A 24,725-nucleotide genomic window follows, 5' to 3' on the forward strand; every position below is an offset into this window, starting at 1 on the left:
CGCCGAGCTCGCCCGCTTCGCCGAGACGCTCGAGCGGGTGACGGTGCAGACGGTCGAGGACGGCTTCATGACGAAGGACCTGGCGCTGCTCGTCGGCCCGGACCAGAAATGGCTGACGACGATGGGCTATCTCGAGAAGGTCGACGAATACCTCGACCGCGCGCTGGGCGCCTGACCAGAGCCGGGGGCCTCAGCCCCCGGACTTACTTGCCGCCGAGGATCTCAGGCCAGGCCCGCCACCTTCGCGCGCAGGCGCACCAGAGCCAGCACCGTATCGACCGTGGGGGTGGGCAGGTCCAGGATCCTGCCCAGCTCCGCGACGGACCCGACCAGCGCCTCGATCTCCATCGGGCGGCCGGCCTCCAGATCCTGCAGCATCGACGTTCGGTGCGCGCCTACCGCCGCGCCTCCATCGATCCTGCGCTCCACATCGATCGGGAACTTCACGCCCAGGCGCTCGGCAATCGCCTGCGCCTCGAGCATCATCGCCCGCGCGACGGCGCGCGTTCCCGGATCCGTGCAGAGCCGGTCCAGCGTCGCCCCCGTCAGGGCCGAGATCGGATTGAAGGAGAGGTTGCCCCAGAGCTTCACCCAGATCTCGTCCCGCAGCCGCGGCCGCACGGGGGCCTTCAGCCCCGCCTCGGTCAGCGCCTCCGAAAGCCGAAGCGCACGATCGGATTTTTCCCCCGAAGGCTCGCCCAGAGAGAAGCGGTTGCCCTCGAGATGGCGGATCACGCCGGGCTCGACCACCTCGGCCGCCGGGTAGACGACGCATCCGAGCACCCGGTCGGGTCCGAACCCGTCCCACTGCACGCCACCCGGATCGACGCTTTCCAGCCGCTGGCCCTCCAGCGGGCCGCCGTGGCGATGGAAATACCACCAGGGCAAGCCGTTCACCCCGGAGACCAGCGTGCTGGCCTGGCCCAGGAGCGTCGTGACCTGAGGCACAACGGCGGGCACCGAATGGGCCTTGAGCGTCAGGATGACGTAGTCCTGCGCGCCGAGATCGGCCGGATCGGCCGAAGCGCGCACCGGAACCGTGCGCTCCTCGCCGTCTTCGATCAGCGTGAGGCCCCTGGCCTGCATCGCCGCGAGGTGCGGTCCCCGCGCCACCAGCGAGACATCGGCCCCCGCAGCAGCGAGCTTCGCGCCCATGTAGCCGCCGATCGCACCTGCACCGAAGATGCAGATCCTCATGCAGGGCTCACGAGGCCGAGCTTCTCTGCCAGACCGATCCGCTGCAGCTTGCCCGTCGCGCCCTTGGGGATCTCGTCGAGCAGCACCACGCGCCGCGGCACCTTGAAGTCGGCCAGGCGGCTGGCGCAGAAGGCACGGATCGCGGCCTCGTCCGCGGTCATCCCCTCTCGCAGGACCACGGCCGCCGCCACCTCCTCGCCGAGTTTCGGATGGGGCAGCGCGAAGGTCACCACCTGCTGCACCGCCGGATGATCCATCAGCACGCCATCCACCTCGAGGGGCGAGATCTTCTCGCCGCCGCGGTTGATGATCTCCTTGAGCCGGCCGGTGATGGTGAGATAGCCCTCGGCGTCGAAGCATCCCTGATCGCCGGTGCGGAACCAGCGCTGCCCCTCGGCCTCGAAGAAACTCCTGGCATTGGCAGCCTCATTGGCCTCGTAGCCGGGGGTGACGTTCGGACCCGAGATCACCACCTCTCCGGTCCCCTCGATCAGCCGATCTGCGCTCTCGTCCGCGATCCGGACCTGCGGCCCGGCCGCGAGGCCGACCGAGCCCGGCTTCTGGCTGCGGGGCGGCAGCGGGTTCGAGGTCATCTGGTGCGCCGCCTCGGTCATGCCGTAGGCCTCGATCACCGGCGCATTGAAGGTGGACGAGAGCGCCTCCATCACCTGCGCGGGCAGCGAGGCCGAGGACGAGCGGATGAACCGCAGCGGCACGCGGCCGATCACCTCGGCGTTGCGGGGTGCCCGTGCAAGGATCGCCTGGTGCATGGTCGGGACGGCCGTGTACCAGGTGGGGCGGGCAGTCTCCATCCAGCCGAAGAACTTCAGCGCATCGAAACCCGGGGCGCACCAGACGGAGGCGCCTGCCGCGAAGCTGGCCGAAACCGCCGCGACGAGCCCGTGGATGTGGAAGAGCGGCATCATGTTCAGGCAGCGATCATGCGGCGAGAGCGCCAGTGACGTAGCGATATGATGCGCCGAGGCCGAGAGGTTGCCATGCAGGAGCGGCACGATCTTCGGACGCGAGGTCGTGCCCGAGGTGTGGAGGATCAGTGCCACGTCGCGCGGGCGCGAGGTGCTGCGATCGGGCTCGCCCGCCGCGACGCTTTCGGCGCGCAGCGTGAAGCTTCCGGCCGGATCGCTTGCGTCGTGGCCGAGGCGCAGCACCGCGAGACCGAGATGGTTGGCCGCTGCGAGCGCCGGCCCGTCATAGCCCTCGGCGAGGACGATGGCTTTCGCTCCCAGATCCGAGAGGTAGAACTCGAACTCCTCCAGCCGGTAGGCGGGATTGAGCGGTGCCGTCACGGCGCCCTGCGCGATGGCGACGAAGGCCGTGGCCATCTCGGGCCCGTTCGGCAGCACGATGGCGACCCGGTCGCCCCGGCCGATGCCCGCGGCATGGAGCGCGTTGACGGTGTGCCCGACGAGGTCGCGCAGCCCCGCATAGGTCAGCCAGGGCCGGTCGGGGGCGCCGACGGCGAGTCCGTCGTTGCGGTGGAAGGCAAAGAGGTCCGACAGGGTGGCGGTCATGGGCTGTTCCTTCGACAGTCGCGGGGCTTGGATCGCCCTCTCGTCCCCATGTCGCGCCGCATTGGCGGCGCGGTCAAGGGAGCATCCTCGCTGCAGGGCAGCGAACTCAGGCCACTTCGACGCGCAGCGTGCCGAGACCGTCGATGCTGGCCTCCATCACGTCGCCCCGGACCACGGCACCCACACCGGCCGGCGTGCCCGTCAGGATGACATCGCCAGCGGCGAGGGCGAAGTGGCGCGAGAGGGTGGCGATCATCTCGGGCACCTTCCAGATCATCTGGTTGAGATCGCCCTCCTGCCTCGTCACGCCGCCCACCGTGACGGCGATGCGCCCGGAGGCGGGGTGGCCGATCCCCGCCGCCGGATGCACGGGGCCGACCGGCGCAGACCGCTCGAACGCCTTGCCGATCTCCCAGGGTCGGCCGGCCTTCTTCGCCTCGGCCTGCCGGTCGCGCCGCGTCATGTCGAGCGCGATCGCGTAGCCCCAGACATGGTCGAGTGCTTCCCCGGCGGGAATGTCGGTGCCGCCGGATCCCAGCATGACGGCGAGTTCGACCTCGTGATGCACGTCCTCGCTGTCCGGAGGATAGGGGAAGAGGCCGGAGGGATCGAGGTTGTCCGGGTTCTTCTGGAAGAAGAAGGGCGGCTCGCGGTCCGGATCGCCGCCCATCTCGACCGCATGTGCCGCGTAGTTGCGTCCGATGCAGTAGACGCGCCGCACCGGGAAGAGCAGGTCGCTTCCCGCGACGGGCAGTGCGGGGATGGCGGGCGGGGCAAAGACATGGGCAGGCATTGCATCTCCTTGGCTGTTCGGACCTTGATTGCAGACAATGGTGCCCTCGGCCAGCCCCGGGGGGACGGGACCGGCCGGAGGGCGCACGGCGGCCGGCACGTCACCACTTGCGGGTGCGGGAACTCCTGCCGCGCGTCGGGAGCACCTGCCCGGGCAGATCGGGAAGCGGTCAGAGGTCTGCCATGACCTCTGCGGCGATCTCGAAGGACCGGCGCCGCGCGGCGGGGTCGTGGATCTGCCCGGTAAGGATTACCTCGTCGGGGCGATGGCGGGCGATGATCGCCGAGAGTTCGCGCCGCACCGTTTCGGGTCCGCCGGTCGCCGAGACCGCAAGCGCCTGATCGACCACACGCAGCATGGCGGGCTCGACGTGAGCCGAGATGTCCTCGACCGGGCATGGCAGCTTGCCGGGCCGACCGCTACGGAGGTTGGCGAAGGCAAGCTGCGCCGAGGTTCGAAGGCGGCGGCCTTCTGCATCGTCCCCGGCGGCGAAAACGTTGACGGCGACCATCGCGTGCGGGCGGTCGAGATCATCCGACGGGCGGAAGGTCTCGCGATAAGCCGCGAGGGCGGCGTCGAGCGCGGGTGGCGCAAAATGGGAGGCAAAGGCGTAGGGCAGCCCGAGATGGGCCGCAAGCTGCGCCCCATAGAGGCTCGAGCCGAGGATCCAGACCGGCACGCGCGTCCCTTGCCCCGGCACGGCCTGAATCGCGTCGGGCTGCGGTTCGCCGAGGTAACGCAGAAGCTCCATGACGTCGGCCGGGAAGTTGTCGGTCACGTCGAGGTTCCGCCTCAGGGCCTGAGCCGTCCGACCGTCGGTGCCGGGCGCCCGGCCAAGACCGAGATCTATCCTGTCCGGATGAAGCGTGGCCAGGGTGCCGAACTCCTCGGCCACCATGAGGGGCGAGTGGTTCGGCAGCATGATCCCGCCCGAGCCCACGCGGATGCGCGAGGTATGCGCCGCAACATGCCCGACCAGCACGGCGGTCGCCGCCGAGGCGATTCCCGGCATGGCATGATGTTCCGCAAGCCAGTAGCGGCGGTAGCCGAGGGCCTCGGCGTGACGGGCGAGGCTCACGGTCTGGTGGAGGGCGTCCGCCGTGGTCGCGCCTTCGGAAACCGGCGCGAGGTCGAGAAGAGAAAAGGGAGTCATGGATCGTCCTTTGCTCAGCCGAATATGGGGCTCAAGCGCCGACCCGCCAGACCCAGCCGCACCCGGGGACTGATCCCGGTAATCAATCTTCCCTCACGGCAGATGAATGGCGTCCGGTTCCGGCGCGAGGTGTCCCGCCGCTCAGCCCGGCTCGGACCGCAGGGGCCGGATGGGAGAGGGCAGGGGCTCGGGCAGATGGTTCGCTTCCTCGGCTTCGGCGATGTCGATCTCGCGCTGCCACTCGCGCCACATCGCGACGAGAAGCGCCATCAGCACCGGGCCGACGAAGAGGCCGACGATTCCCATCGTCTCGATGCCGCCCACGAGACCGAAGAAGGTGGGCAGGAACGGCAGCTTCACCGGCCCGCCGACGAGCACAGGGCGAATCGTCTTGTCGACGATGAAGAGTTCGAGCGTTCCCCAGAGGAAGAGGCCGAGCCCTGCCCAGGGAGAACCGCTGGCAGCGAGGTAGGACGAGGCCACCACGACGCAGAAGGGCGCTCCGCCCGGCACCAGCGCCATGAAGCCGGTGATGACGCCCAGCGTCACCGGCGAAGGCATGCCGGCGATCCAATAGGCGGTGCCGAGCACGACCCCCTCGCCCATGGCGATCAGCGTCATGCCGGTGACGGTCGAACTGATCGTGGCGGGGACGACGCGAGAGATCCTGTCCCAGCGGTCGGGCAGGATGCGGCTGCCCACGCGATCCACCTGCGCAGCGATCCGCTCGCCGTCGCGATAGAAGACGAAAAGCGCGATCAGCATGAAGAGCAGCGTGAGCGCGAGGTGGAAGGCCAATGTCCCGGCTGTCAGGATCCCACGCGAAATGGTGCCGATATTGGCGCCCGACACGAGCTGGACCATCTCGCTGATGGCGCCGGGCTCGCCGATGTAGGTGCGCCACTTCTCGCCGATCCAGGGGCCCACATGGGGCAGGCTTTCGAGCCATACCGGCGGGGGCGCGCCGGTGCTGTTGGTGTTGATCGCCCAGCCGATCCAGGCCTGCAACTCGCGGAAGGCGTAGAGCAGCGCCATCATGACGGGGATCACGAGAAAGCCCACGATCATGACGACCAGAAGGGCGCCGGCCACGCCGCGGCTGATCGGCAGCGACTGTTCGAGCTTGAGCATCACCGGCCAGCTGGCGAAGGCGATGATCAGCGCCGCGAGCACCGGAACGAGGAAGCCATGGAAGAAATAGACCGACGCCGCGAGGATCAGCAGAAGAAGCCATCTTGCGGCGGATATGTCGGTGATGAGGGGCCTGCGCGCACGCTTGGACAACTGACGGGGGTCGCCCAGCCCTTCGGATCTCGTCTCGTTCATCGTGGTGCCGGCTCTGCCTCCCATCGCGGCGGCAGGCATGCCGCCACGACCCTATTTAAGCAAAGATCGGCAAGATGCACCCGCGGAGGCGACCACAAGTCGAAAAAAACAGTTGCCTCAGGCCGTGCGTCGACGCTCCTGGCGGGCGGACAACCGGGTCATCACGCTCGGCATGACATTCGCAAGCAGGAAATCCGGATTGATGCGCTTCTCGCAGCAGTAGGTCGAGGGCATCCGGCAGGCCCGCATCGAGCAGCATTCGGCGTTGTTCGGGCAGGCAACATGCGCGACCGAGCCGGGAAGCTGGGACAGATGATGGAACCCTGCGTCCGCGCCCGCTTCCTCGATCAGCGAAGGCGCCAGCTGTGCCAGGCGGCCGCCGACAACGATCCTCTGTGCGGGAAGGTCCTTGCGGGCGCGCAGCTCCGCGATGAAGCGCAGGGTCTCGACGTCGTGCTCCGCCCCGTCGAGCAGGCTGGGCGCCACCACGAGCGTCGCGGTCCGTGTCGTCTTCAGGCGTTCCGCCAGTTCCTCCACCGTCGCGGGGTGGAAGACCGAGGTGGACCAGCCCGCCGCCCTAAGCATCTCTCCGGCCAGCGCCGCCTCGAGGATCGGCTTCTGGCCGGGGACGGCCGTCACGGTCACGGCGCCGACGCCGTTCTGCGGGTCGGGCATGTGGTGGATACGGCGGAGCACCATCTGCAGGGCGAGGCAGGCGAGGGCGACAACCGGGCGCGAGGTGCGATCCTCGGCGAGATCGCGCATCATGCGATCGGCGCAGGTCTCGTACATGCGCGCGAAGTCCAAGGCCGTCGGAGCATGGGCACGCAGCAGCGACTCGATCTCGGCGATCTGCCCGAGCGGGTCCGTCAGCAGCAGGTCGCAGAGGCGCCTGACCGCCTCGGCGCGGGCCGATTTCCGTCCCCGGGCGTCGGGCAGCGTATAGATGGCCGCGGTTTCGGCGCCCCCGTCGCTGTCGGAATCGGCGCTGCGGGCGGCACAGACATCGGAGAGGAAACGGCGCACGGCTGCGATCCTGTCGAAGGAGAAGATGTTGGCGTCATCGGGCAGCAGGCTGCGCCCTACGGTGACGATCTGCCCGCTGTCGCCGGAGGTGAGGCAGCGGACGTCGCTTTCCGAGCAGGACAGCTGCATGTGCCAGCCGGCGAAGCGCCGCTCGGATATGGCTTCCTCGGCGAGGATTTCGATGGCCGAGTGGCGCGCATCACGCAGGATGTGTCCCATGATCTCGGACACGGCCGCGGCAGGCCCCTCGAGCCATTGAAGAAAATGATTGTCAGCGAAGAAGAGGACGCCGGTGACCTGCATCCGGGCGTTGCGCGCGCGGGAAATCTCGACGATGTCGAGGATGTCGCTCAGCGCCAGTCTTGGAGAGGCCTCGCTGCGGTAACAGCAAGAAATCAGATCCGAGTCCGCCATCGCGACGTTCACCTCGAGTTTCTTTGCCATCCCTCGCCCCTTAATGCCGTGCAGAAACGGAAACAAGCGTGCCGACGACGCAGGCCACGACCTGCGTCAATTCGTCTTCCGGTTCCTGTCCTGCTGCTCCCCGAGCGTTCCCTTGCCGCGGAGGACACCGTCCTCCGAAGCATCCGGCGCCGGCGTCCCTCGTCGGCGATCCGTCAGCGGCCGTTCCGGCCGATCCCTGATCTCAAGGGCGAAGGAGAATGTCCGACCGTCGCTGAACGACCATCCCACCCGCTTCCGCCATACTCGCACGATGGCGACAAGCATCGGTTCCGGCCCATCGCGAGTCAAGGATCGGGCGGGGGGGTGCGTCAACATATACCTGAGATCATCTTTTTGCGCGGCGGGTCTCGCGTCCTTGCGGCAGCGACTGCCGCCTGGCGCATTCGTGAGAATTCCACGACGGCTGCGGCTTGCGGATCGGGGCGAATCTTGTCCCAATCGCGTCGGTGACCGACAGGAGGATCAGGATGGAGCAAGGCGGAACGACGGCGCTGATCGTTGCGCATGGACAGCCCTCGGATCCCCGCCCGGCGGCGGCCGAGATCGAGGCTCTGGCCGCGGCCGTGGCACTGCAGCTTCCGGGCTGGCGCGTCAGGTCGGCGACGCTGGCCGAGGCCGGCGCTCTCGCGCGCGAGGTGTCCGCGGCCGGCGCGCCGGGCATCGTCTATCCGCTCTTCATGGCGGGCGGCTGGTTCACCCTGACGAACCTGCCCCGGCAGCTGGCCAGTGCGGGCGGCGGCGACTGGCGCATTGCGGATCCGTTCGGCACCGATCCGGCGGTGGAGGACCTGACGGTGGCCCTTGCGCGCGAGGCGCTGGCCGAGACCCCGGCGCCCGCGATCCTTCTGGCGGCCCACGGCTCCTTCCGCAGCAAGGCGCCCTCGGACGTGGCGCGCCGGATGGCCCTTCGGCTCGCCAGCGAGACCGGGATCCCGTGCGAGGCCGCCTTCATCGAGCAGGAGCCGAGGATCGTCGAGGTGGCGGCCGGAATGCCGGACGCCTTGTGTCTGCCCTTCTTCGCCGCGCGGGGCGGTCATGTGGCGGGCGACCTCCCCGACGCCCTGTCAGAGGCGCGGTTCCGGGGCCGGGTGCTCGAGCCGGTCGGTCTCGATCCCCGTGTGCCGGCGCTGATCGCGCGCGCGATCACCCGTCTCTCGGCGTGATCTCAGGCGGGTGATCCGCTCCTGGTCAGGCGCGGAGCCTCGGTCTCCTGCGGAAGCCCCTGCAGCGCCTCTTCCAGAGCGGAACGCATGCGGGTCCAGAGACGGGGCAGCGCCTCAAGGTGGGCCGCGGCCGAGGCGCCGCTGCGCAGCGACTCCTGCAACTGGCGGAGGCCCCGGTGAAGCGGGCCGGTGCCGAAGGTCGAGACGGCACCGGCCATCTGGTGGACCAGACGGCGCGCTTCCTCGGGCGCGGGTTCGGGCCCGAGCGCCTGAAGGCGGGCGAGGATGGCTTCGCCGTCCTGGATCATCTGCCGGATCAACGCCGCAAGCGCTGCCGTGCCGATCTGCCCCTCGAGGTCGCGGAGGCGCCCCGTATCGAGTGCTTCGGGCGGCGGCGGAAGAGCGGCTTCGGCCGGGCGGCGCAGCAGGCGGAGCAGCGCGTCCCGCCCCACCGGCTTCTCCAGGCAGTCGTCTATTCCCGCCAGCCTGAGCGCCTCGGGCGCGGCGGCCAGGGAATGCGCCGTCACGGCAAGGATGCGCGAGGCCGCGCTTGGCCCGCCTCCATCGCGGATACGGCGCGCCACCTGCAGCCCGTCGAGGCCCGGCATGCTGATGTCCGTCAGGATCACATCGAAATGCCGGGCCTGCGCGGCGGTCAGCCCCTCGATCCCGCTGCGGGCGGTCGCCACGCGGTGCCCCGCGCTCTCGAGGAAGTTCTGCGCGATGAACCGGTTGATGTCGTTGTCCTCGATCAGCAGGACGGAGAGCGGGCCTTCCGGCGCTTCGGCTGGGCGCGGATCGACGCCGCGCGCCCGCTGCAGCGGCAGGCGGAGCGTGAACCGGCTGCCGCGGCCCACGGTGCTTTCGACCGTGATGTCGCCGCCCATGATCCGCGCGAGGCGGCGCGCGATCCCGAGGCCAAGGCCTGTTCCCCCCGACCGCCGCTCGTAGCTCGCATCAAGGGTGACGAAGTCGTCGAAGATCCTCTCCTGGTTCTCGGGCGCAATGCCCAGCCCCGTGTCGAGCACACGGATCAGGATCGTCTCGTCGCGCAGTTCCGTCTCGACCACGATCCGGCCGTTCCGGGTGAACTTGATCGCGTTGTTCAACAGGTTGAGCAGCACCTGACGCACCCGCGCCGGCTCTCCGTTCACGAGGCCGATGGGGCCGGTCAACTGGCGCAGGTCGATCCGGTTGCCGACGACTGCCGCGAAGCCCGACTGGTTGGCGATGCTCTCCTCGACCAGCCGCTCGAGATCGAAGTCGACCATCTCCGAGTCGGAGGGCCTCGCCTCGGAACGGGCGATGTCGAGCACGGAGTTGACGTGATCGAGCAGGATCTCGGCCGAGGCGCGCAGAACCGAGACAAGTTCGCGCTGCCGCGTGTCGAGCCCCGTCTGGGCGAGAAGCTCGATGGATCCCGCGAGTCCGTTCAGCGGTGTGCGCATCTCGTGGGTCATCACCGCGAGGAAGTCGGCCTTCGCCTGCTCGCCCGCGAGGGCCCTGTCGCGCGCCTCGGTCAGTTCGCGCTCGGCGCGGCGGCGAGCCGAGATGTCCCGCATCAGTGCCACGATGATGTCGCCGCCATCCACACGCGCGGCGGCCAGCGAGACCTCCACCGGAAAGCGCGTGCCATCGGCATGGACCGCCTCGAGTTCGAGCCGGAGCGGCCCGTCGATCCGCGGGTCCGAGGCCTGGAGCGAGTCGACCACCTTCATCCGCTGGCGCCCCTGCAACTCGGCAGGGAAGAGCAGTTCCATCGCGTCGGCGCCACACAGCCGGTCGCGCTGGTGACCGAAGATGGCAAGCGCCGCGCGGTTGCAGTCGATCACGCGCCCGCTCCAGTTCGTGACGAGGATGGCATCCCCCGAGATGCGGAAGATCGCCTCTAGCCGGGCACTCGCGCGTCTGGCCGCATCCGCCTGTTCGCGCGATCGCAGGTAAAGCCGGAGGAGCTGCAGCGATCCGGCCGAGAGCATCAGAACGAGGGCGATCGTCAGCGAGACGAGCCGCAGGATCGAGTCGGCAATGACTTCGCGATTCTCGGTGTTGCGGTCCTCGCGGTCGCGGCGCGCCCGGTCGAAGAGCCGTGCCATCACCCTCTGTATCTCGGGCAGGGCCTCGGTCAGGCTGGGGATGGCCGCCCGAACGGTCGCGTCGGGTGCCGTGGGAAGGCCCGTCGTTTCCTGAGCGAACCGGTGCAGCAGCGCGATGTCGTCGGCATAGCTCGGCTCCCAGAGGAAGTCCGCATGTGCCAGGGCCCCATCGAGTTCGCCGAGGTCCACCCGGTACTGGCCGAGCATCTCGCGCAGCGTGCGGAGGTTTTCCTCGCGGCCGTCCTCGAGCGCAAGGGCCAGGCGAGAAACGTCCATGTCGAGGTCGGCCAGTTCCGTCTCGACCGAGTCGGTCACGATCTGGTCCAGCCGCTCGAAGCGTTGGCGCGCATCGAAGGCGAGGGCGATGATCGCGGTGGCCCCGGCGAGGACGACGAAAACCGCGGCAGGGAGGCGCAGCCTTTGCCACAGCGTCGGGGCGGGAGCCGCCCGCCGAAGATCGGAGTCGTGTCGCGCAGCCATGCATCCACCCTAGATCAGGCCGCTCCGCCGATCCAGCATGCGCCGGTGCTCCGCGGCGCCCATGAGGACGCGGGCGCGGAGGCAGAGACCGGCTCAGACCGAGTGAAGGTAGAGGTCGTAGTCCACGTCCGGGATCGTGCGGGCCACGCGGGCGTATTCGGCGGCCTTGATCGCGGTGAAGGTCCGGTGCATGTCGGGCCCCAGCGCCTCGCGCAGGAAGGCCGAATGCTCGGCCGCCGCGATCGCGCTGCGCCAGCAGGTCGGGATTGGCTGGGTGTCGTCCGCACCCTCGTAGCCGTTGCCCGTGGTCTCGGGGCCCGGGTCGATCTGCTGTTCAAGCCCGCGGCGGATACCGGCAAGGACTGTCGCCGCCACGAGATAGGGATTGGCGTCCACCCCCGCCGGGCGGTGCTCGATCCGCCGGGCGCGAATGTCACCCGCCGGGATGCGCAGCGCCACCGAACGGTTGTTCACCCCCCAGCTCGGCGAGACCGGCGCGTAGCTCTGGCTCGCGAAGCGCCGCCAGGAATTGGCGTGCGGCGCAAAGACCAGCATCGACTCGCCCATCGTCTCGCGCAGGCCGCCGAGCGCGTGGAGGATCGGGCGCGACCACTGGCCCTCGGTCTCCTCGACGAAGATGTTGCGCCCCTCGCGGTCGCAGAGCGAGACATGGAGATGCATCCCCGAGCCGGCGTAGCTTTCGACCGGCTTCGCCATGAAGCAGGCGGTGACGCCGTGCCGCCGCGCCTGCGCGCGCACGATCCGCTTCAGCCGCATCAGGTCGTCGGCAGCCTGCAGGATGTCCGTCCGGTAGTGCAGCGTGAGTTCGTACTGGCCGGGGGCATATTCCGAGATGACCGTTTCGGCCCGGATGCCCGCCTTCTCGGCGCCGGCGTAGATGTCGGAGAAGAGCGGCATCATCCCGTGCAGGTGGTCGACCGAATAGACTTCCGTCTTCGCGCTCCGGCGCCCGTCGAGCACGTCGGCCGCGGGCTGCACCCGGCCGTCCGGTCCGCGATCGTTGGCGAGCAGGAAGAACTCGAGTTCGAAGGCGGCGGTGGGGAAGAGGCCGAGGGATCCCAGCGCCTCGACCTGCCGTGCCAGCGCGTGGCGCGGATCCGAGCTCATGGGGCGGCCTTCGAGGTCATACATGCACATGAAGACCTCGCCGCGCGGCGGGGTAGTGCCATGCAGCGGCACCAGCGTGCCCGGAACGGGCCAGGCACGCAGGTCGCCGTCTCCCTGGTCCCAGATCAGGCCGGTCTCGTGCACGTCCTCGCCGCAGATGTCGAGGCCGAGGATCGAGATCGGCAGGTGCCGCCCGCCCTTGTAGAGCGACAGCAGCTCGTGCCGGCGGATGATCTTGCCGCGGCCGATGCCGTTGGCGTCGTGCAGGATGATATCGAAGGCCTCGATCCCGGGGTGCTGGCTGAGGAAGGCCTCGGCCTCGGCGAGGGTGGAGCCGGAGGGGCTGGGAATGTCGGTCATCGTTACGGTCACGCGAAGAGCTCGGTCAGGATTGAATCGAAGGCGGCGTTCAGGCGGTCGATCTGGCGCCGCCTCGTGGCGGGGCTCACCAGCATCATGTTGTGGAAAGGCGCGATCAGGGCTCCCCGGTTCAGAAGGCCCAGATGCAGAGCACCCTCGAGGCGGGGATGATGGGCTTCGGCGGCCTCGGCCCCATTGCGGAGTGGGCCGGGCGCGCAAATGACCTCGACCCGTGCACCGACGCGGACGACATGCCAGGGCGCCTCGACCCGGGAAATCGTGGCGGCAAGGCCGGTCGCGAGCCGGTCCGCACCCTTCTCCATCCGGGCGTAGGCCTCAGGCGTCATGACCTCGGAGAGCGTCGCGCAAAGGCAGGCGAACTGCATCGGGTTCGCCGACAGCGTCGTGCCCATGCCGCTGTGGCCCTCGGGCCGGGTGGCGTCACAGGCGGCGAAGCGATCCGCCACCTCTTCCGTCAGGCCCCACACGGCCGCGGGCATGCCGCCCGCCACGCATTTGCCGACCACGAGGATGTCGGGAGAGAGGCTGTGGACCCGCCCGTATCCGCCATGTCCGGAGGACAGCGTGTGCGTCTCGTCGAGGATCAGCAGCGTCCCATGGCGCCGCGAGAGGGTGCGCAAGGCGTCGTGGAACCCGGCCTCCGGCAGGACCATGCAGGAATTGGTCATCACGGGCTCGGTCAGGATCGCCGCAATCTCGCCGGAGGCAAGCGCGGCCTCGACGCCGGAAATGTCGTTGAACTCGACGGCGACGGCCTGCGCTGCTGGATCCGCTCCCGGTCCCACCAGCCCCGGCCGCGGCACGGTGCGACCTCCGTCGAGCCGCACCATCGTCTCATCGACCGTTCCGTGATAGCAGCCGTTGAAGACCAGCACCTTCGGCCGGCCCGTCACCGCCCGCGCCACGCGGAGCGCGAAGCGGTTGGCGTCGGTCGCCGTCATCGCCACCTGCCAGCGGAAGTCGCCGAACGTGCGGCAGAGCAGGCGCGCCGCCTCGAAGGCGGCCTTTGTCGGCAGCATGTAGGTCAGCCCCTGCCGCGCCTGCCGCCGGATCGCCCTCGCGACCGGCGCCGGCGAATGGCCGAACATCGACCCGGTGTCGCCAAGGCAGAAGTCGTCGAGGTCGTGCCCGTCGAGATCGGTCAGCCGCGCGTCCCTCGCCTTCGCTGCCACGAGAGGAAAGGGCGAGGGCCAGTCCTTCATCCAGTGCATCGGCACGCCGCCGAGCCAGGCGGCCGCGCCGCTCTGAAGGGCTGCGCGCGAGCGGGGATTTGCGCGCTTGAAGGCATCCGCCTCCCGCGCGAGGAAGGCCGCGATCCGCCCGTCGAGCACGCCGGCCGTCCGGGTCACGGCCTCGATCATGCCCCGTCCACCGGGCGCAGGACGCGGTTCACATGGCCCATCTTGCGGCCCGGGCGGGCCTCGGCCTTGCCGTAGAGGTGGATCGCCGTGTGCTTCTCGAGCGAAAGGGCCGGGATGCGGGCCACGTCATGCCCGATCAGGTTCTCCATCTCGACATCGGCAAAGCGAGAGCCGTCGCCCAGCGGCCAGCCGGCCACGGCGCGGATGTGCTGCTCGAACTGGTCCACCGTGCAGCCGTTCTGTGTCCAGTGACCCGAATTGTGCACACGCGGCGCGATTTCGTTCACGAGGAGCGCCTCGGGCGTGACGAAGAGTTCGACGCCCATGACGCCCACGTAATCGAGCGCATTGAGGATGCGGCCCGCCAGCAGCACCGCATCGGTGCGCTGCGAGGGCGTGAGCCGCGCGGGCACCGTCGTGGTGTGCAGGATGCCCGAGAGGTGGACGTTCTCGCCCGGCTCGTAGACCGCGACCGAGCCGTCCCGCCCGCGGGCCGCGATCACCGAGACCTCGTGGTTGAAGCGCACGAAGCCTTCCAGCACGGCAGGCTGGCCCGCCATGGCGGCGAGGGCCTCGGCCGCGTCGTCTGGCTCCATGATCCGGGCCTGCCCCTTGCCGTCGTAACCGAGCCGCGTGGTCTTCAGGATCGCGGGCGTGCCGATGCCGTGGATCGCGGCATCGAGGTCCTCGCGGGTGGAGACCGGCCGGTAGGGGGCCACGGCGAGGCCGAGCGAGGTGAGAAAGCCCTTCTCCTCCAGCCGGTCCTGACTGATGGCGAGGGCGCGGCGGTTCGGATGGATCGGCTTCAGCGCCTCGAGAAGGTCGAGCGCCGAGGTGGGGATGTTCTCGAACTCGTAGGTGATGACGTCGACGGAGGCGGCGAAGGCGCGGAGCGCCTCCTCGTCCTCGTAGGGCGCGGTCGTCACCGCATGGGCCACGTCAGCGGCGGGTGGGTTGGCGCCCGGCTCGAAGATATGGGTTCGGAAGCCCAGCCGCGAGGCCGCGACCGAGAGCATCCGTCCGAGCTGCCCGCCGCCGAGGATGCCGATGGTGGATCCGGGGTGCAGGCGGTCAGACATCGGAGGGTTCCTCGGGGATGGAGGCGGAGAGGGCTTCGCGCCAGGCGTCGAGCCTCTGGCCGAGTGCGGGATCGGAGACGGCGAGGATGCCCGCGGCCATCAGCCCGGCATTCGCGGCCCCGGCGCTGCCGATGGCCATGGTGGCGACCGGGAAGCCCTTGGGCATCTGGACGATGGAATAGAGGCTGTCGACCCCGGAAAGCGCCTTGGTCTGGACGGGCACGCCGATCACCGGCACGCGGGTCTTCGACGCCATCATTCCCGGCAGGTGGGCAGCCCCGCCCGCGCCCGCGATGATGACCTTGAGACCGCGGCCGACGGCGGTCTTGCCGTAGTCCCAGAGGCGGTCGGGCGTACGGTGCGCCGAGACGATCTTCGTCTCGTAGCCGATCCCCAGCTCGTCCAGAATGGCCGCCGCCTCCTTCATCGTGGCCCAGTCCGATTGGCTGCCCATGATGATCCCAACGTCAACCGCCATTTGCGACATCCCCGCTCTGCCTTGAAGCGCGCACTATAGCCAGCGGCAAAGGAGGGGCAAGCGGCGGCTGCGCACTCCTCGCCTGCGGAGCGCCGGGTCGTGCGGCCGGTGCTTGCCTCTTCCCCTCGCACGGGCCGGCAGGGCTTCGACACCGGCAAATCCGTTCGCCGAGCCTCCGCAGGTGGCGCCAAGGTCTTGTGCTGCGGCGGGTGCCGCGCCCCGTTTGCGGCCGGCAGTGTCGTCCCGCGGTCGCTGCCCTCCGGCCCGGCGCCGTCAGGCGATGATGTCGGGGATGAGCTGGTCCTCGATCTTCACGATCTGGTCCTTGAGGGCCAGCTTCTGCTTCTTCAGCCGCCTCAGGGTCAGCTGGTCGCCGCGGCCACCGGCCTCAAGCGCGGTGATCGCTTCGTCCAGATCCCGGTGCTCGCGCCGGAGCACCTCCAGCCGGATGCGCAGCATGTCTTCGAAGCTCAGTTCGGGGGACGCATTCATGAATCTTGACCTGTCGGGATAGTTCGCCCGTTGCGTTTTGGATGAGTCGCCGTGGATTGATAATACAGATCGTGGGCGCCTGCGGGAAGAATCCTGCGTGACAGGCGCGCTGGATGCGCATCATTCCTCCCTGTCATGCCTGAGCCGGGCGAAGCAGAGGCTTCCCGGCCTGCGAAAGGCGGTGTGAAGGCAACCGGCACGCCACCCTTCCTGCGACGGCTTGCGGCCTCGCCGGCATCGGATGTGCAAATTCCGGCGATGGCGGCAGCCGGCGAGGATCGGCGCGGGGCAGGGGCGCTCGCCGACCGGTGCGCCCTTGCAACACCCTTGCCACCCGCCCATATTCCGACAGTGGGATGCCCGCAGGGGTTCCGCGCGATAATGTCGCTTCTGCAAGGACATGACGGAATGACGAAACTGACTTTCGGAGGCCACCCGTTCCTTCTCGGCTTCGAACAGCTCGAGCGGCTGGTGGAGCGCACGGCGAAGACGGCGAGCGAGGGCTACCCGCCCTTCAACATCGAGGCCGTGGCCGAGAATGCCTACCGCATCACGCTGGCCGTCGCCGGCTTCCGCGAGGATGACATCGCCATCACCGTCGAGGACCGGCAACTGGTCGTGCGCGGACGTCAGGGCGAGGAGCCGGCCGAGCGCGTGTTCCTGCACCGCGGCATCGCCTCGCGCGCCTTCCAGCGCAGCTTCGTGCTGGCGGATGGGGTCGAGGTGGCCGGGGCGAACATGGAACATGGACTTCTGCACATCGATCTCCGGCGGCAGGTGCCGCAACCGGTGGTCCAGACCATTCCGATCGGCGGCAGACGTGCACTGGAGGAAGGAGCCGAGCAATGAACACGCCATTCGACTTTCCCGAGGGCAACGGCCGGCTGGTCTATGTCCGTCCGGTCTCCGTCGCAGAACTGCCCGAGGACGTGCAGTCGATGGCTCGGGGTCTCGACCATGTCTACGCGCTCCACGATGCCGATGGCGAACGGCTCGCGCTGGTGCGCGACCGGCATCTCGCTTTCATTCTGGCCCGCCAGAACGACCTCGCGCCGGTCAACGTGCACTGATGGCACGCGGCGCAGGGGCCGCGTCAGTCCAGGTGGGTGGCAGCAGGTTTCTCCGTCGGCTGCCTCTTTGCGGTCGGGCTTTTGCCTCATCCGCCGCGGGGGTTCTCTGCGTGGCGGTGTGACCTCGACGCTTCCTTGCTGCGGGTGAGGCGGGCAGGTTCGGGTTTGCATGAACAGGGATGCGGGATCGGTGCCGTGACGGATCCGGTCCATTCCTGAACGGCGGACGCTGCCGCATTTGAACCGCCACGATCGTCCGCCCCTGCGTCGTGCATGCGTCCCGTGCACCGCAATCGTGCAGGCGCTCCGCCGCCCGCTTCGCCTTCCGCGACATCAAGGCCTCTTCCGTTCGGATCGTCCTGTGGCAGCCTTCAGGCTTCGGACGAAGGAGGCGACGGCGCCTCCGGCTCCGCTGTGCCAGGCAAAGTCAGGTGAGGCGATGACGCAAGACCCGGGATATACCAAGCTTCAGATCTCCCTTCACTGGGCGGTCGCGGGGCTCGTTCTCTTCAACTACCTTTTCGGCGAGACGATGGAGCGCGCCTTCGATGCGGTGCGCGAAGGCGCCGAGCCCGCCGGCGTGGGACACTACCTCCACGTGATCGTCGGCATCCTCGTGCTGGTGCTGACGCTGGTCCGGATCGGCGCGCGCTTCATCTCGGGCGCTCCCGAGAAGGGTCCGACGCCCGGCGACAAGGTGGCGGCAGGTCTGCAGGGTCTGCTCTACCTGCTCACGGTGCTGGTGCCTGTCCTCGGCATGACGGCATGGGGCGGCGGGCAGGGCTGGGCCGCGGGGCCGCATGTGATCGGCGCGAATGCGATCATGCTGCTCGCCGTGCTGCACGCGCTCTCGGCACTCTTCCATCAATATGTCCTGAAGGACCGGCTGCTTCTGCGGATGATGCGGGCGCGCTGAAGCTTCGCTCTGCGCGATGGGGTGTCGCCGCGGCGCCAAGCCTTATTCGGAAAAGGAAAAGGGGCGCCAGCAGGCGCCCCTTCTTGCCGCAGTCGTGGGACCTCAGCCGCGGATCAGGCCCATCTGTTCGAGCTTCAGGATGACCTGGTGCGCGCAGTGGTCCACGTCGACGTTGGTCGTGTCCACCACGAGTTCGGCCTTCGCGGGCACTTCGTAGGGGTCTGAGATCCCGGTGAATTCCTTGATCTTCCCCTCGCGGGCCAGCTTGTAGAGGCCCTTGCGGTCGCGCCGCTCGCATTCCTCGATCGGTGTCGCGACGTGGACCTCGATGAAGGCGCCGAAGGCCTCGATCATCTCGCGCACGGCGCGGCGGGTCGCGGTATAGGGCGCGATCGGCGCGCAGATGGCGATGCCGCCGTTCTTCGAGATCTCGGAGGCGACATAGCCGATCCGCTTGATGTTGATGTCGCGGTGCTCCTTCGAGAAGCCGAGTTCCGAGGAGAGGTGCTTGCGCACCACGTCGCCGTCAAGGAGCGTCACCGGGCGGCCGCCCATCTCCATCAGCTTGACCATCAGCGCGTTGGCGATGGTGGACTTGCCAGAGCCGGAAAGGCCGGTGAAGAACACCGTGAAGCCCTGCTTCGCGCGCGCGGGCGAGGTGCGGCGCAGTTCCTGCACGACATCCGGGAACGAGAACCAGTCCGGGATCTCCAGCCCCTCGCGGAGGCGGCGGCGCAGCTCGGTGCCCGAGATGTCGAGGACGGTCGAACCTTCCGGCACCTCGTCCACGGGGAAGTACTGGGCCTTTTCCTGGACGTAGACCATCTGCTTGAAATCGACCATCTCGATGCCGATTTCGGCGGCGTGCTCCTTGAACAGCGCCTGCGCGTCATAGGGGCCGTAGAAGTCCTTGCCCTCGGAGTTCTTGCCGGGGCCGGCGTGATCGCGACCGACGATCATGTGCGTGCAGCCGTGGTTCTTGCGGATGATCCCGTGCCAGACCGCCTCGCGCGGGCCTGCCATGCGCATGGCGAGGTTCAAAAGCGACATCGTGGTGGTCGAGGCCGGATACTGGTGCAGCACCGCCTCGTAGCAGCGGACGCGGGTGAAATGGTCGATGTCGCCGGGCTTCGTCATGCCGACGACCGGGTGGATCAGCAGGTTCGCCTGCGCCTCGCGGGCAGCGCGGAAGGTCAATTCCTGGTGCGCGCGGTGGAGCGGGTTGCGCGTCTGGAAGGCCACGACGCGGCTCCAGCCCATCTTGCGGAAGAAGGCGCGCAGCTCGTTCGGGGTATCGCGGCGGGCCTTGAAGTCATAGTGCACCGGCTGCTGGATGCCGGTGATCGGGCCGCCGAGGTAGACCTTGCCGGCCGTGTTGTGCAGGTAGTTCACCGCCGGATGCGCGAGGTCGTTGGCGCCGAAGACCTTCTCGGCCTCGCGATCCTTGTTCGGGATCCACTTGTCGGTGACCGACAGGATGGCGAGGATCACGCCCTCCGCGTCGCGCAGCGCGATGTCCTGCCCCGGCTCGACCGTCTCGGCGAACTTCTCGGACACGTCCAGCGTGACCGGCATCGGCCAGAGGCGGCCATCGGCAAGGCGCATGTCCTCGACCACGCCGTCATAGTCGGCTTCGGTCAGGAAGCCCTTCAGCGGGTGGAAGCCGCCGTTCATCAGAAGCTCGAGATCGCAGATCTGGCGCTGCGTCAGGTCCCACGAGGGAAGATTGCCGGCATCCGCCTTCAGCTTCTGCGCGGAGTCGTAGGAAACGTAGAGTTCTGGAACGGGAGCGTGGTTCGAAAGGGACATGAGCGACTGCCTCTGCGGGAAAGGGCACCGGGCTGCCCCGGTTTCGCGGGGGGCTTATCCCGTGCTCCGCAGCGGTTCAAGCTCGGAGCAGGGAACGGCAGTCGAATAAGGCGAAAATGCCACCATCCGGCGGAAGCGGCAAACAGTCGTCCGATCTTGCCGCCCCTTCCCGGAGTATGTGCCGCCGCGCCTATTCCCCGGCGAGGAAATGTTCCGCGTCGAGCGCCGCCATGCAGCCCATGCCGGCAGAGGTGACGGCCTGGCGATAGACGTGGTCGGTCAAATCGCCCGCGGCGAAGACACCGGGGATCGAGGTCCGGGTCGAGCCGGGTTCGACCTTCACATAGCCGCCGTTGTGCAGCTCGAGCTGATCCCTGACCAGTTCGCTGGCCGGCGCATGGCCGATGGCCACGAAGAACCCCGCGCAGGGCACCTCAGTGCTTTCGCCGGTGAGGACGTTCTTCGCGACGACGCCGGTCACGCCGAGGGGCGCCTCTGTCCCCTTCACCTCGTCGATCGTGTGGTTCCACAACACCTCGATCTTCGGATTGCGGAACAGCCGGTCCTGCATGATCTTCTCGGCACGCAGGCTGTCGCGGCGGTGGACCAGCGTCACCTTGGTCGCGAAGTTGGTGAGGAACAGCGCCTCCTCGACGGCCGTGTTGCCGCCGCCCGCCACGACGACCTCCTTGCCACGATAGAAGAAGCCGTCGCAGGTGGCGCAGGCCGAGACGCCGAAGCCCTTGAACTTCTCCTCGGTCGGCAGGCCCAGCCAGCGCGCCTGCGCCCCGGTGGCGAGGATCACCGCATCGGCCGTATAGGTCATGCCGCTGTCGGCCTGGGCCACGAAGGGCCGCTGCGAGAGGTCTAGCGACGAGATGTAGTCCGAGATCACCTCGGCCCCCATGGCGCGGGCATGCTCTTCCATCCGCACCATCAGGTCCGGCCCCTGAACTTCGCGGTCGCCGGGCCAGTTCTCGACGTCGGTGGTGATGGTGAGCTGGCCTCCGGGCTGCAGCCCCTGGATCAGCAGCGGGTTCAGCATCGCCCGCGCCGCATAGACGGCCGCCGTGTAGCCGGCCGGTCCCGAGCCGATGATCAGAACCCTCGTGTGCCGCGTCTCCGACATGCCCTGCCCCTCATGGTCTTTTCCCGGCGCCTCATATAGGACCTGGCGCAGCGGGCCGGAAGTCCCCAATCCGCCGCTTCCCCGACCGCAGGATTGTGCTGAAGGGATTGCGTGATATGCCGGTTTTCCGCAATGGTCCGGCGCTTTTTGATGCGTGCGCGAAACATTATTGCGCAGGGCATCGGGAGCCTTTAGAATCCCCCGGCAGCAAGGAGAGCTTCATGGCCGGATCGAAACTGGACCCCATCGACCGTCATATCCTGGCGGAGCTCCAGGGCGACGGCCGGATGACCAACGTGGAACTGGCCAAGCGCGTCGGGATCTCTGCACCGCCCTGCCTGAGGCGCGTGCGCACGCTCGAGGAGGCGGGCTACATCCGGGGCTATCACGCCGACATCGACCCGCGCGAACTCGGCTTCGAGGTGCAGGTCTTCGCCATGGTGAGGCTCCACAGTCAGGCCGAGGCGGATCTTTCCACCTTCGAGGGACGCTGCCGGTCCTGGCCCCTCGTGCGCGAGTGCCACATGCTGAACGGCGAGATCGACTTCATCCTGAAATGCGTGGCCCCCGATCTGCCAAGCTTCCAGAGCTTTCTCACGCAGGAGCTGACGGCAGCCGAGAACGTGGCCTCGGTCAAGACGAGCCTCGTGATCCGCTGCGCGAAGGACGAGCCTGGCGTGCCCTTCGACGTGCTCGAGGCACGGCTGCAGCGCAGCGCCTGAGAGAGCGCGTCCGGGCAGGAGCGGATCCGGACCGGACATTGGTCCGTGCTCTCCCCGGTGATCCGCAGGTAGAGCGTGAGCACAAGGCCATTGAGCCGCTGCTTTCGGGTCAGAAGGCGCAGCGCCGCCCGCTAATTGTGCAGACACGATGCCGCAGAGATGCGCTCCGCTTCTTGCGGCGTGAGGGCGGCCGACCCGGCCGTTCATCGCGGGGCGCACCTGCCTCAGAGCCGGATCGCCGAGATGAGCCGGCCGTAGTCGGCCTCGCCCGCATGGGTGGTGCGTCTGTAGGAGAAGAACCGATCCGGATCGTGGTAGGTGCAGTGGCGGGTCCATTCGGCATGCCCCACTCCGGCCGCGCGCAACCGGGCGAGACCGAAGGCCGGCAGGTCGAAGAGCGCGCGGTCGCCGTTGCCCTGGGCGAAGAAGCGGGCACTCTCCGGATCCTCGTCCAGGAATTCCTCGACGAATTCGGGACCGACCTCGTAGGCGCGCTGGCTGATGGTGGGCCCGATCACCGCAGCGATCCGCTCGCGCCGGGCGCCGAGCCCCTCCATCGCCTCGACCGTCGCCTCGAGCACGCCGGACCGCGTCCCGCGCCAGCCTGCATGGGCGGCAGCGACCACGCCGGCCTCGGCATCGGCCATCAGCACCGGCTGGCAATCGGCCGTCAGCACCGCGATGGCGAGCCCGGGTGTCGTCGTCACCAGCGCATCGGCCTTCGGTCGGTTCGCCACCGGTCCCGTCACATGCAGCACGTCGGGCGAATGCACCTGGTCCACCGTCACCAGATGGTCCGGGGCCACGCCCATCGCTTCCGCCACACGCGCGCGATTGATCGTCACGACCTCGGCGAGATCTGAGGATCCGGGGCCGCAGTTCAGGCCTGCGAAGATCCCCGAGGAGGCCCCTCCCTTCCGGGTGAAGAACCCGTGGCGGAGGGGTGCCAGAGCGTCGGCCGTAACGAGTTCGATCATATGGCAAATCCTGCGGGCGGCGGACCCTGCGGCGGGAACACCGCGAGCACCTTGAAGAGCCTTCCCATTTCGGCGGCATCGGTCAAGCGGTGAGATGCAGCGAGATGGCTGGCGAGCGCGTCTCCGTCGAGTGCCTGCGAAAGCCGCTCGGTCCTGCTGCCGATGCCGAGACCCGACAGAAACTCGCCCTGGGTGGTGAAGGCCGTGGCGCAGGGGGCGGCGGCCAGCGCCAGCGCCTCGAAGTCCACATGCGCCGTCAGATCCGCCTCGCCCGGCGCTGCCAGCGGATCGTCCCGGCGATGGCCGCGGAGCGCCTGCAGTGTGTCGCCGCGCGAGTGCCATCCACCGTAGTCGACCGCAAGCGCCAGCCCGCCATGGCCGGAGATGCGCCGCGCGATCTCCTCCATGATCGGGGCCGCGGCCGGGCAGAGTTCGACGATTTCCCCCGGTGCGGTGTCCGCGAGGCGATGCGCGAGCGGCGCCAGCCCGGTTTCCGGACCCAGGCCAAATCCCAGCGTGCCCTCCGCAAGCCCGACCATGCGCTCGCGCCAGCCCCTGCCGCTGCGCACGAACTGCCGGATCGGCAGCGCGTCGAAGAACTCGTTTGCAATCAGGTAGAGCGGACCGTCGGGCAGTTCTGCCGCGTGGTCCAGCCACCGGGCCGGATGGTCGCCCAGTGTCCGGCGCTGCAGCGTGCGGAGTGTCGGCGAGGCCTCGACAAGCTGCAGGCGGGCAGCGTCATGAAAGCCCGTCACGCCACGGGTCGCCCGCAGCAGATCGGCCATCAGCGTCCCGCGGCCCGGCCCCAGTTCGGCCAGCGTGAACCGGGCCGGAGCGCCCTGGTCAAGCCAGGCCTGTGCGAGGCAGAGGCCCAGGAGTTCGCCGAACATCTGGCTGATCTCGGGCGCCGTGGTGAAGTCGCCCCGGATGCCGAACGGATCGCGCGTGGAATAATAGCCATGCTCCGGGTGCAGCAGGCACTCCGCCATGTAGTCGGCCACGGTGATCGGCCCGGTGGCCCCGATCCGGCGCGCGAGAAGGTCGGCCAGCGCCGTCACGCCGCCCGCCGGGCGCGGATCATCAGGAACAGGCCCAGGAGGATCATCGGCAGCGAGAGGATCTGCCCCATGGTCAGACCGTAGCCGCCGATCTCCCAGGCGAGACCCAGCGGGTTGCCCGGGCTTACGAATTGCGCGTCGGGCTGCCGGACGAACTCGACGAGGAAGCGTGTCGCGCCGTAGCCCGTGAGGAAGGCGCCCGCCACCGCGCCGGGTCTGCCCAGCCAGCCGCGCCGCCAGACGAGAACCGAGAGGACGGCGAAGAGCAGGATCCCCTCAAGCGCGGCTTCGTAGAGTTGCGAGGGATGGCGTGCGCAGATCCCCTCGATGCCGGGGCAGGTCTGGGCCGCCTCGCCGGGGAAGGCCACGCCCCAGGGCAGGCCGGTCGGTCGGCCCCAGAGCTCGGCATTGATGAAGTTCGCGATCCGCCCCAGGAAGAGCCCCGGAGGCGTCGCCGCGGCCAGAAGGTCCGCCACCGGCAGCACCGGGATGCGCTCCTTCAGGCAGAAGGCAACCATTGCGACCATGACGCCGAGAAAGCCGCCGTGGAAGGACATGCCGCCCTCCCAGACCTTCAGGATGTCCAGCGGATGGGCGAGGAAATGCGAGGGCTGGTAGAAGAGCACGAAGCCCAGCCGACCGCCGAAGATCACGCCGAGGATCACCCAGGTCAGGAGCCGTTCGATCTGGTCCTCGTTCATTGGCGCACCGGACGTCCAGAGCCGGGGCGTGCGGATCATGCGCAGGACCAGTCGCCATCCGATGAGCAGGCCTGCGATGTAGGCCAGGGCATACCAGCGGAGCGCGAAGGTCACGCCGAACAGCTCGATCGAGAAGATTTCCGGCGAGATGTCCGGGAAGGGGATGTAGGCCATCGGATTTCCTTTCGCCCGG

Annotated in this window: 22 protein-coding genes and 1 pseudogene; 6 read left to right on the forward strand and 17 right to left on the reverse strand. The window is 68.6% G+C overall.

Annotated elements, in window-relative coordinates; translation table 11 throughout:
* A pseudogene (locus ACTVZP_RS18575) lies at nucleotides 1–175 on the forward strand (NADP-dependent isocitrate dehydrogenase); the annotation flags it as partial.
* A 47-nt stretch (nucleotides 176–222) separates the two neighbouring features.
* Here the strand turns inward: ACTVZP_RS18575 and ACTVZP_RS18580 are convergent.
* The 6 genes from ACTVZP_RS18580 to ACTVZP_RS18605 form a co-directional block, all read right to left on the reverse strand.
* Nucleotides 223–1,197 (reverse strand): 2-dehydropantoate 2-reductase, encoded by a 975-nt coding sequence (locus ACTVZP_RS18580; RefSeq protein WP_443213662.1) that lies wholly within the window; start codon nucleotides 1,195–1,197, stop codon nucleotides 223–225.
* Entirely contained in the window at nucleotides 1,194–2,729 is a 1,536-nt protein-coding gene (locus ACTVZP_RS18585) for an acyl--CoA ligase (protein WP_443213663.1), read from the reverse strand. The genes ACTVZP_RS18580 and ACTVZP_RS18585 overlap by 4 nt, the downstream gene beginning before the upstream one ends.
* Nucleotides 2,730–2,835: 106 nt before the next feature.
* Entirely contained in the window at nucleotides 2,836–3,522 is a 687-nt protein-coding gene (locus ACTVZP_RS18590; RefSeq protein ID WP_443213664.1) for a fumarylacetoacetate hydrolase family protein, read from the reverse strand.
* A 169-nt stretch (nucleotides 3,523–3,691) separates the two neighbouring features.
* Nucleotides 3,692–4,675 carry an LLM class flavin-dependent oxidoreductase gene (locus tag ACTVZP_RS18595; protein ID WP_443213665.1) on the reverse strand — a complete coding sequence of 328 codons (984 nt, stop codon included), beginning with the start codon at nucleotides 4,673–4,675 and terminating at the stop codon, nucleotides 3,692–3,694.
* A 141-nt stretch (nucleotides 4,676–4,816) separates the two neighbouring features.
* Nucleotides 4,817–6,001: an AI-2E family transporter gene (locus ACTVZP_RS18600; protein ID WP_443213666.1), complete on the reverse strand. Its 1,185-nt coding sequence runs from the start codon at nucleotides 5,999–6,001 to the stop codon at nucleotides 4,817–4,819.
* Between the two features lie 117 nt (nucleotides 6,002–6,118).
* A complete protein-coding gene (locus ACTVZP_RS18605; protein ID WP_443213667.1) occupies nucleotides 6,119–7,471 on the reverse strand; it encodes a BLUF domain-containing protein in 1,353 nt (450 codons plus the stop codon).
* 488 nt (nucleotides 7,472–7,959) lie between these two features.
* Here ACTVZP_RS18605 and ACTVZP_RS18610 point away from each other — a divergent pair, with 488 nt between their 5' ends.
* Complete coding sequence (locus tag ACTVZP_RS18610) at nucleotides 7,960–8,655, forward strand: sirohydrochlorin chelatase (RefSeq protein WP_443213668.1); 696 nt, start codon at nucleotides 7,960–7,962, stop codon at nucleotides 8,653–8,655.
* A gap of 2 nt (nucleotides 8,656–8,657) precedes the next feature.
* Here the strand turns inward: ACTVZP_RS18610 and ACTVZP_RS18615 are convergent, their stop codons facing one another.
* The 6 genes from ACTVZP_RS18615 to ACTVZP_RS18640 all read right to left on the reverse strand — a co-directional run bounded on the left by ACTVZP_RS18615 (nucleotide 8,658) and on the right by ACTVZP_RS18640 (nucleotide 16,150).
* Complete coding sequence (locus ACTVZP_RS18615; RefSeq protein ID WP_443213669.1) at nucleotides 8,658–11,231, reverse strand: ATP-binding protein; 2,574 nt, start codon at nucleotides 11,229–11,231, stop codon at nucleotides 8,658–8,660.
* 93 nt (nucleotides 11,232–11,324) lie between these two features.
* A complete protein-coding gene (locus ACTVZP_RS18620) occupies nucleotides 11,325–12,719 on the reverse strand; it encodes a glutamine synthetase family protein (protein ID WP_443213670.1) in 1,395 nt (464 codons plus the stop codon).
* Nucleotides 12,720–12,727: 8 nt separating this feature from the next.
* Nucleotides 12,728–14,101 (reverse strand): aspartate aminotransferase family protein, encoded by a 1,374-nt coding sequence (locus ACTVZP_RS18625; protein WP_443213671.1) that lies wholly within the window; start codon nucleotides 14,099–14,101, stop codon nucleotides 12,728–12,730.
* Nucleotides 14,098–15,180 (reverse strand): 5-(carboxyamino)imidazole ribonucleotide synthase, encoded by a 1,083-nt coding sequence (locus tag ACTVZP_RS18630; RefSeq protein WP_443213672.1) that lies wholly within the window; start codon nucleotides 15,178–15,180, stop codon nucleotides 14,098–14,100. The genes ACTVZP_RS18625 and ACTVZP_RS18630 overlap by 4 nt, the downstream gene beginning before the upstream one ends.
* Nucleotides 15,173–15,658, reverse strand: coding sequence for a 5-(carboxyamino)imidazole ribonucleotide mutase (purE, locus tag ACTVZP_RS18635; RefSeq protein WP_443213673.1), 486 nt, complete (start codon nucleotides 15,656–15,658; stop codon nucleotides 15,173–15,175). The genes ACTVZP_RS18630 and purE overlap by 8 nt, the downstream gene beginning before the upstream one ends.
* A 273-nt stretch (nucleotides 15,659–15,931) precedes the next feature.
* Nucleotides 15,932–16,150 carry a YdcH family protein gene (locus tag ACTVZP_RS18640; RefSeq protein ID WP_443213674.1) on the reverse strand — a complete coding sequence of 73 codons (219 nt, stop codon included), beginning with the start codon at nucleotides 16,148–16,150 and terminating at the stop codon, nucleotides 15,932–15,934.
* 381 nt (nucleotides 16,151–16,531) lie between these two features.
* On the opposite strand from ACTVZP_RS18640, the gene ACTVZP_RS18645 reads away from it, so the two are divergent.
* From ACTVZP_RS18645 to ACTVZP_RS18655, 3 genes are all read left to right on the forward strand, one after another.
* On the forward strand, nucleotides 16,532–16,999 hold the full coding sequence (locus tag ACTVZP_RS18645; RefSeq protein ID WP_443213675.1) for an Hsp20 family protein: 468 nt from the start codon (nucleotides 16,532–16,534) through the stop codon (nucleotides 16,997–16,999).
* The gene (locus ACTVZP_RS18650; protein WP_443213676.1) at nucleotides 16,996–17,220 is read left to right on the forward strand and encodes a DUF1150 family protein; all 225 of its coding nucleotides are present in this window, start codon (nucleotides 16,996–16,998) and stop codon (nucleotides 17,218–17,220) included. The genes ACTVZP_RS18645 and ACTVZP_RS18650 overlap by 4 nt, the downstream gene beginning before the upstream one ends.
* 439 nt (nucleotides 17,221–17,659) lie before the next feature.
* Nucleotides 17,660–18,136: a cytochrome b gene (locus tag ACTVZP_RS18655; RefSeq protein ID WP_443213677.1), complete on the forward strand. Its 477-nt coding sequence runs from the start codon at nucleotides 17,660–17,662 to the stop codon at nucleotides 18,134–18,136.
* Nucleotides 18,137–18,238: 102 nt separating this feature from the next.
* On the opposite strand, the gene ACTVZP_RS18660 is transcribed toward ACTVZP_RS18655, so the two are convergent.
* The gene (locus tag ACTVZP_RS18660) at nucleotides 18,239–19,945 is read right to left on the reverse strand and encodes a bifunctional sulfate adenylyltransferase/adenylylsulfate kinase (RefSeq protein ID WP_443213678.1); all 1,707 of its coding nucleotides are present in this window, start codon (nucleotides 19,943–19,945) and stop codon (nucleotides 18,239–18,241) included.
* Nucleotides 19,946–20,135: 190 nt separating this feature from the next.
* Nucleotides 20,136–21,074, reverse strand: a complete 939-nt coding sequence (trxB, locus tag ACTVZP_RS18665) for a thioredoxin-disulfide reductase (RefSeq protein ID WP_443213679.1) — start codon at nucleotides 21,072–21,074, stop codon at nucleotides 20,136–20,138.
* A gap of 221 nt (nucleotides 21,075–21,295) precedes the next feature.
* On the opposite strand from trxB, the gene ACTVZP_RS18670 reads away from it, so the two are divergent.
* The gene (locus ACTVZP_RS18670) at nucleotides 21,296–21,796 is read left to right on the forward strand and encodes an Lrp/AsnC family transcriptional regulator (protein ID WP_443213680.1); all 501 of its coding nucleotides are present in this window, start codon (nucleotides 21,296–21,298) and stop codon (nucleotides 21,794–21,796) included.
* 224 nt (nucleotides 21,797–22,020) lie between these two features.
* Here the strand turns inward: ACTVZP_RS18670 and pgeF are convergent, their stop codons facing one another.
* Genes pgeF through lgt form a run of 3 tightly spaced genes read right to left on the reverse strand, consistent with a single transcriptional unit; the run spans nucleotide 22,021 to nucleotide 24,706 of the window.
* A complete protein-coding gene (gene pgeF / locus ACTVZP_RS18675; protein ID WP_443213681.1) occupies nucleotides 22,021–22,773 on the reverse strand; it encodes a peptidoglycan editing factor PgeF in 753 nt (250 codons plus the stop codon).
* Nucleotides 22,770–23,831 (reverse strand): class I SAM-dependent methyltransferase, encoded by a 1,062-nt coding sequence (locus tag ACTVZP_RS18680; RefSeq protein WP_443213682.1) that lies wholly within the window; start codon nucleotides 23,829–23,831, stop codon nucleotides 22,770–22,772. The genes pgeF and ACTVZP_RS18680 overlap by 4 nt, the downstream gene beginning before the upstream one ends.
* Nucleotides 23,828–24,706: a prolipoprotein diacylglyceryl transferase gene (gene lgt / locus ACTVZP_RS18685; RefSeq protein WP_443213683.1), complete on the reverse strand. Its 879-nt coding sequence runs from the start codon at nucleotides 24,704–24,706 to the stop codon at nucleotides 23,828–23,830. The genes ACTVZP_RS18680 and lgt overlap by 4 nt, the downstream gene beginning before the upstream one ends.
* Between the last annotated feature and the right edge of the window lie 19 nt (nucleotides 24,707–24,725).

Origin of the sequence: Rhodobacter sp. NSM, assembly GCF_052244495.1 — a bacterium.
In the GTDB taxonomy this organism is placed as follows: domain Bacteria; phylum Pseudomonadota; class Alphaproteobacteria; order Rhodobacterales; family Rhodobacteraceae; genus Cereibacter_A.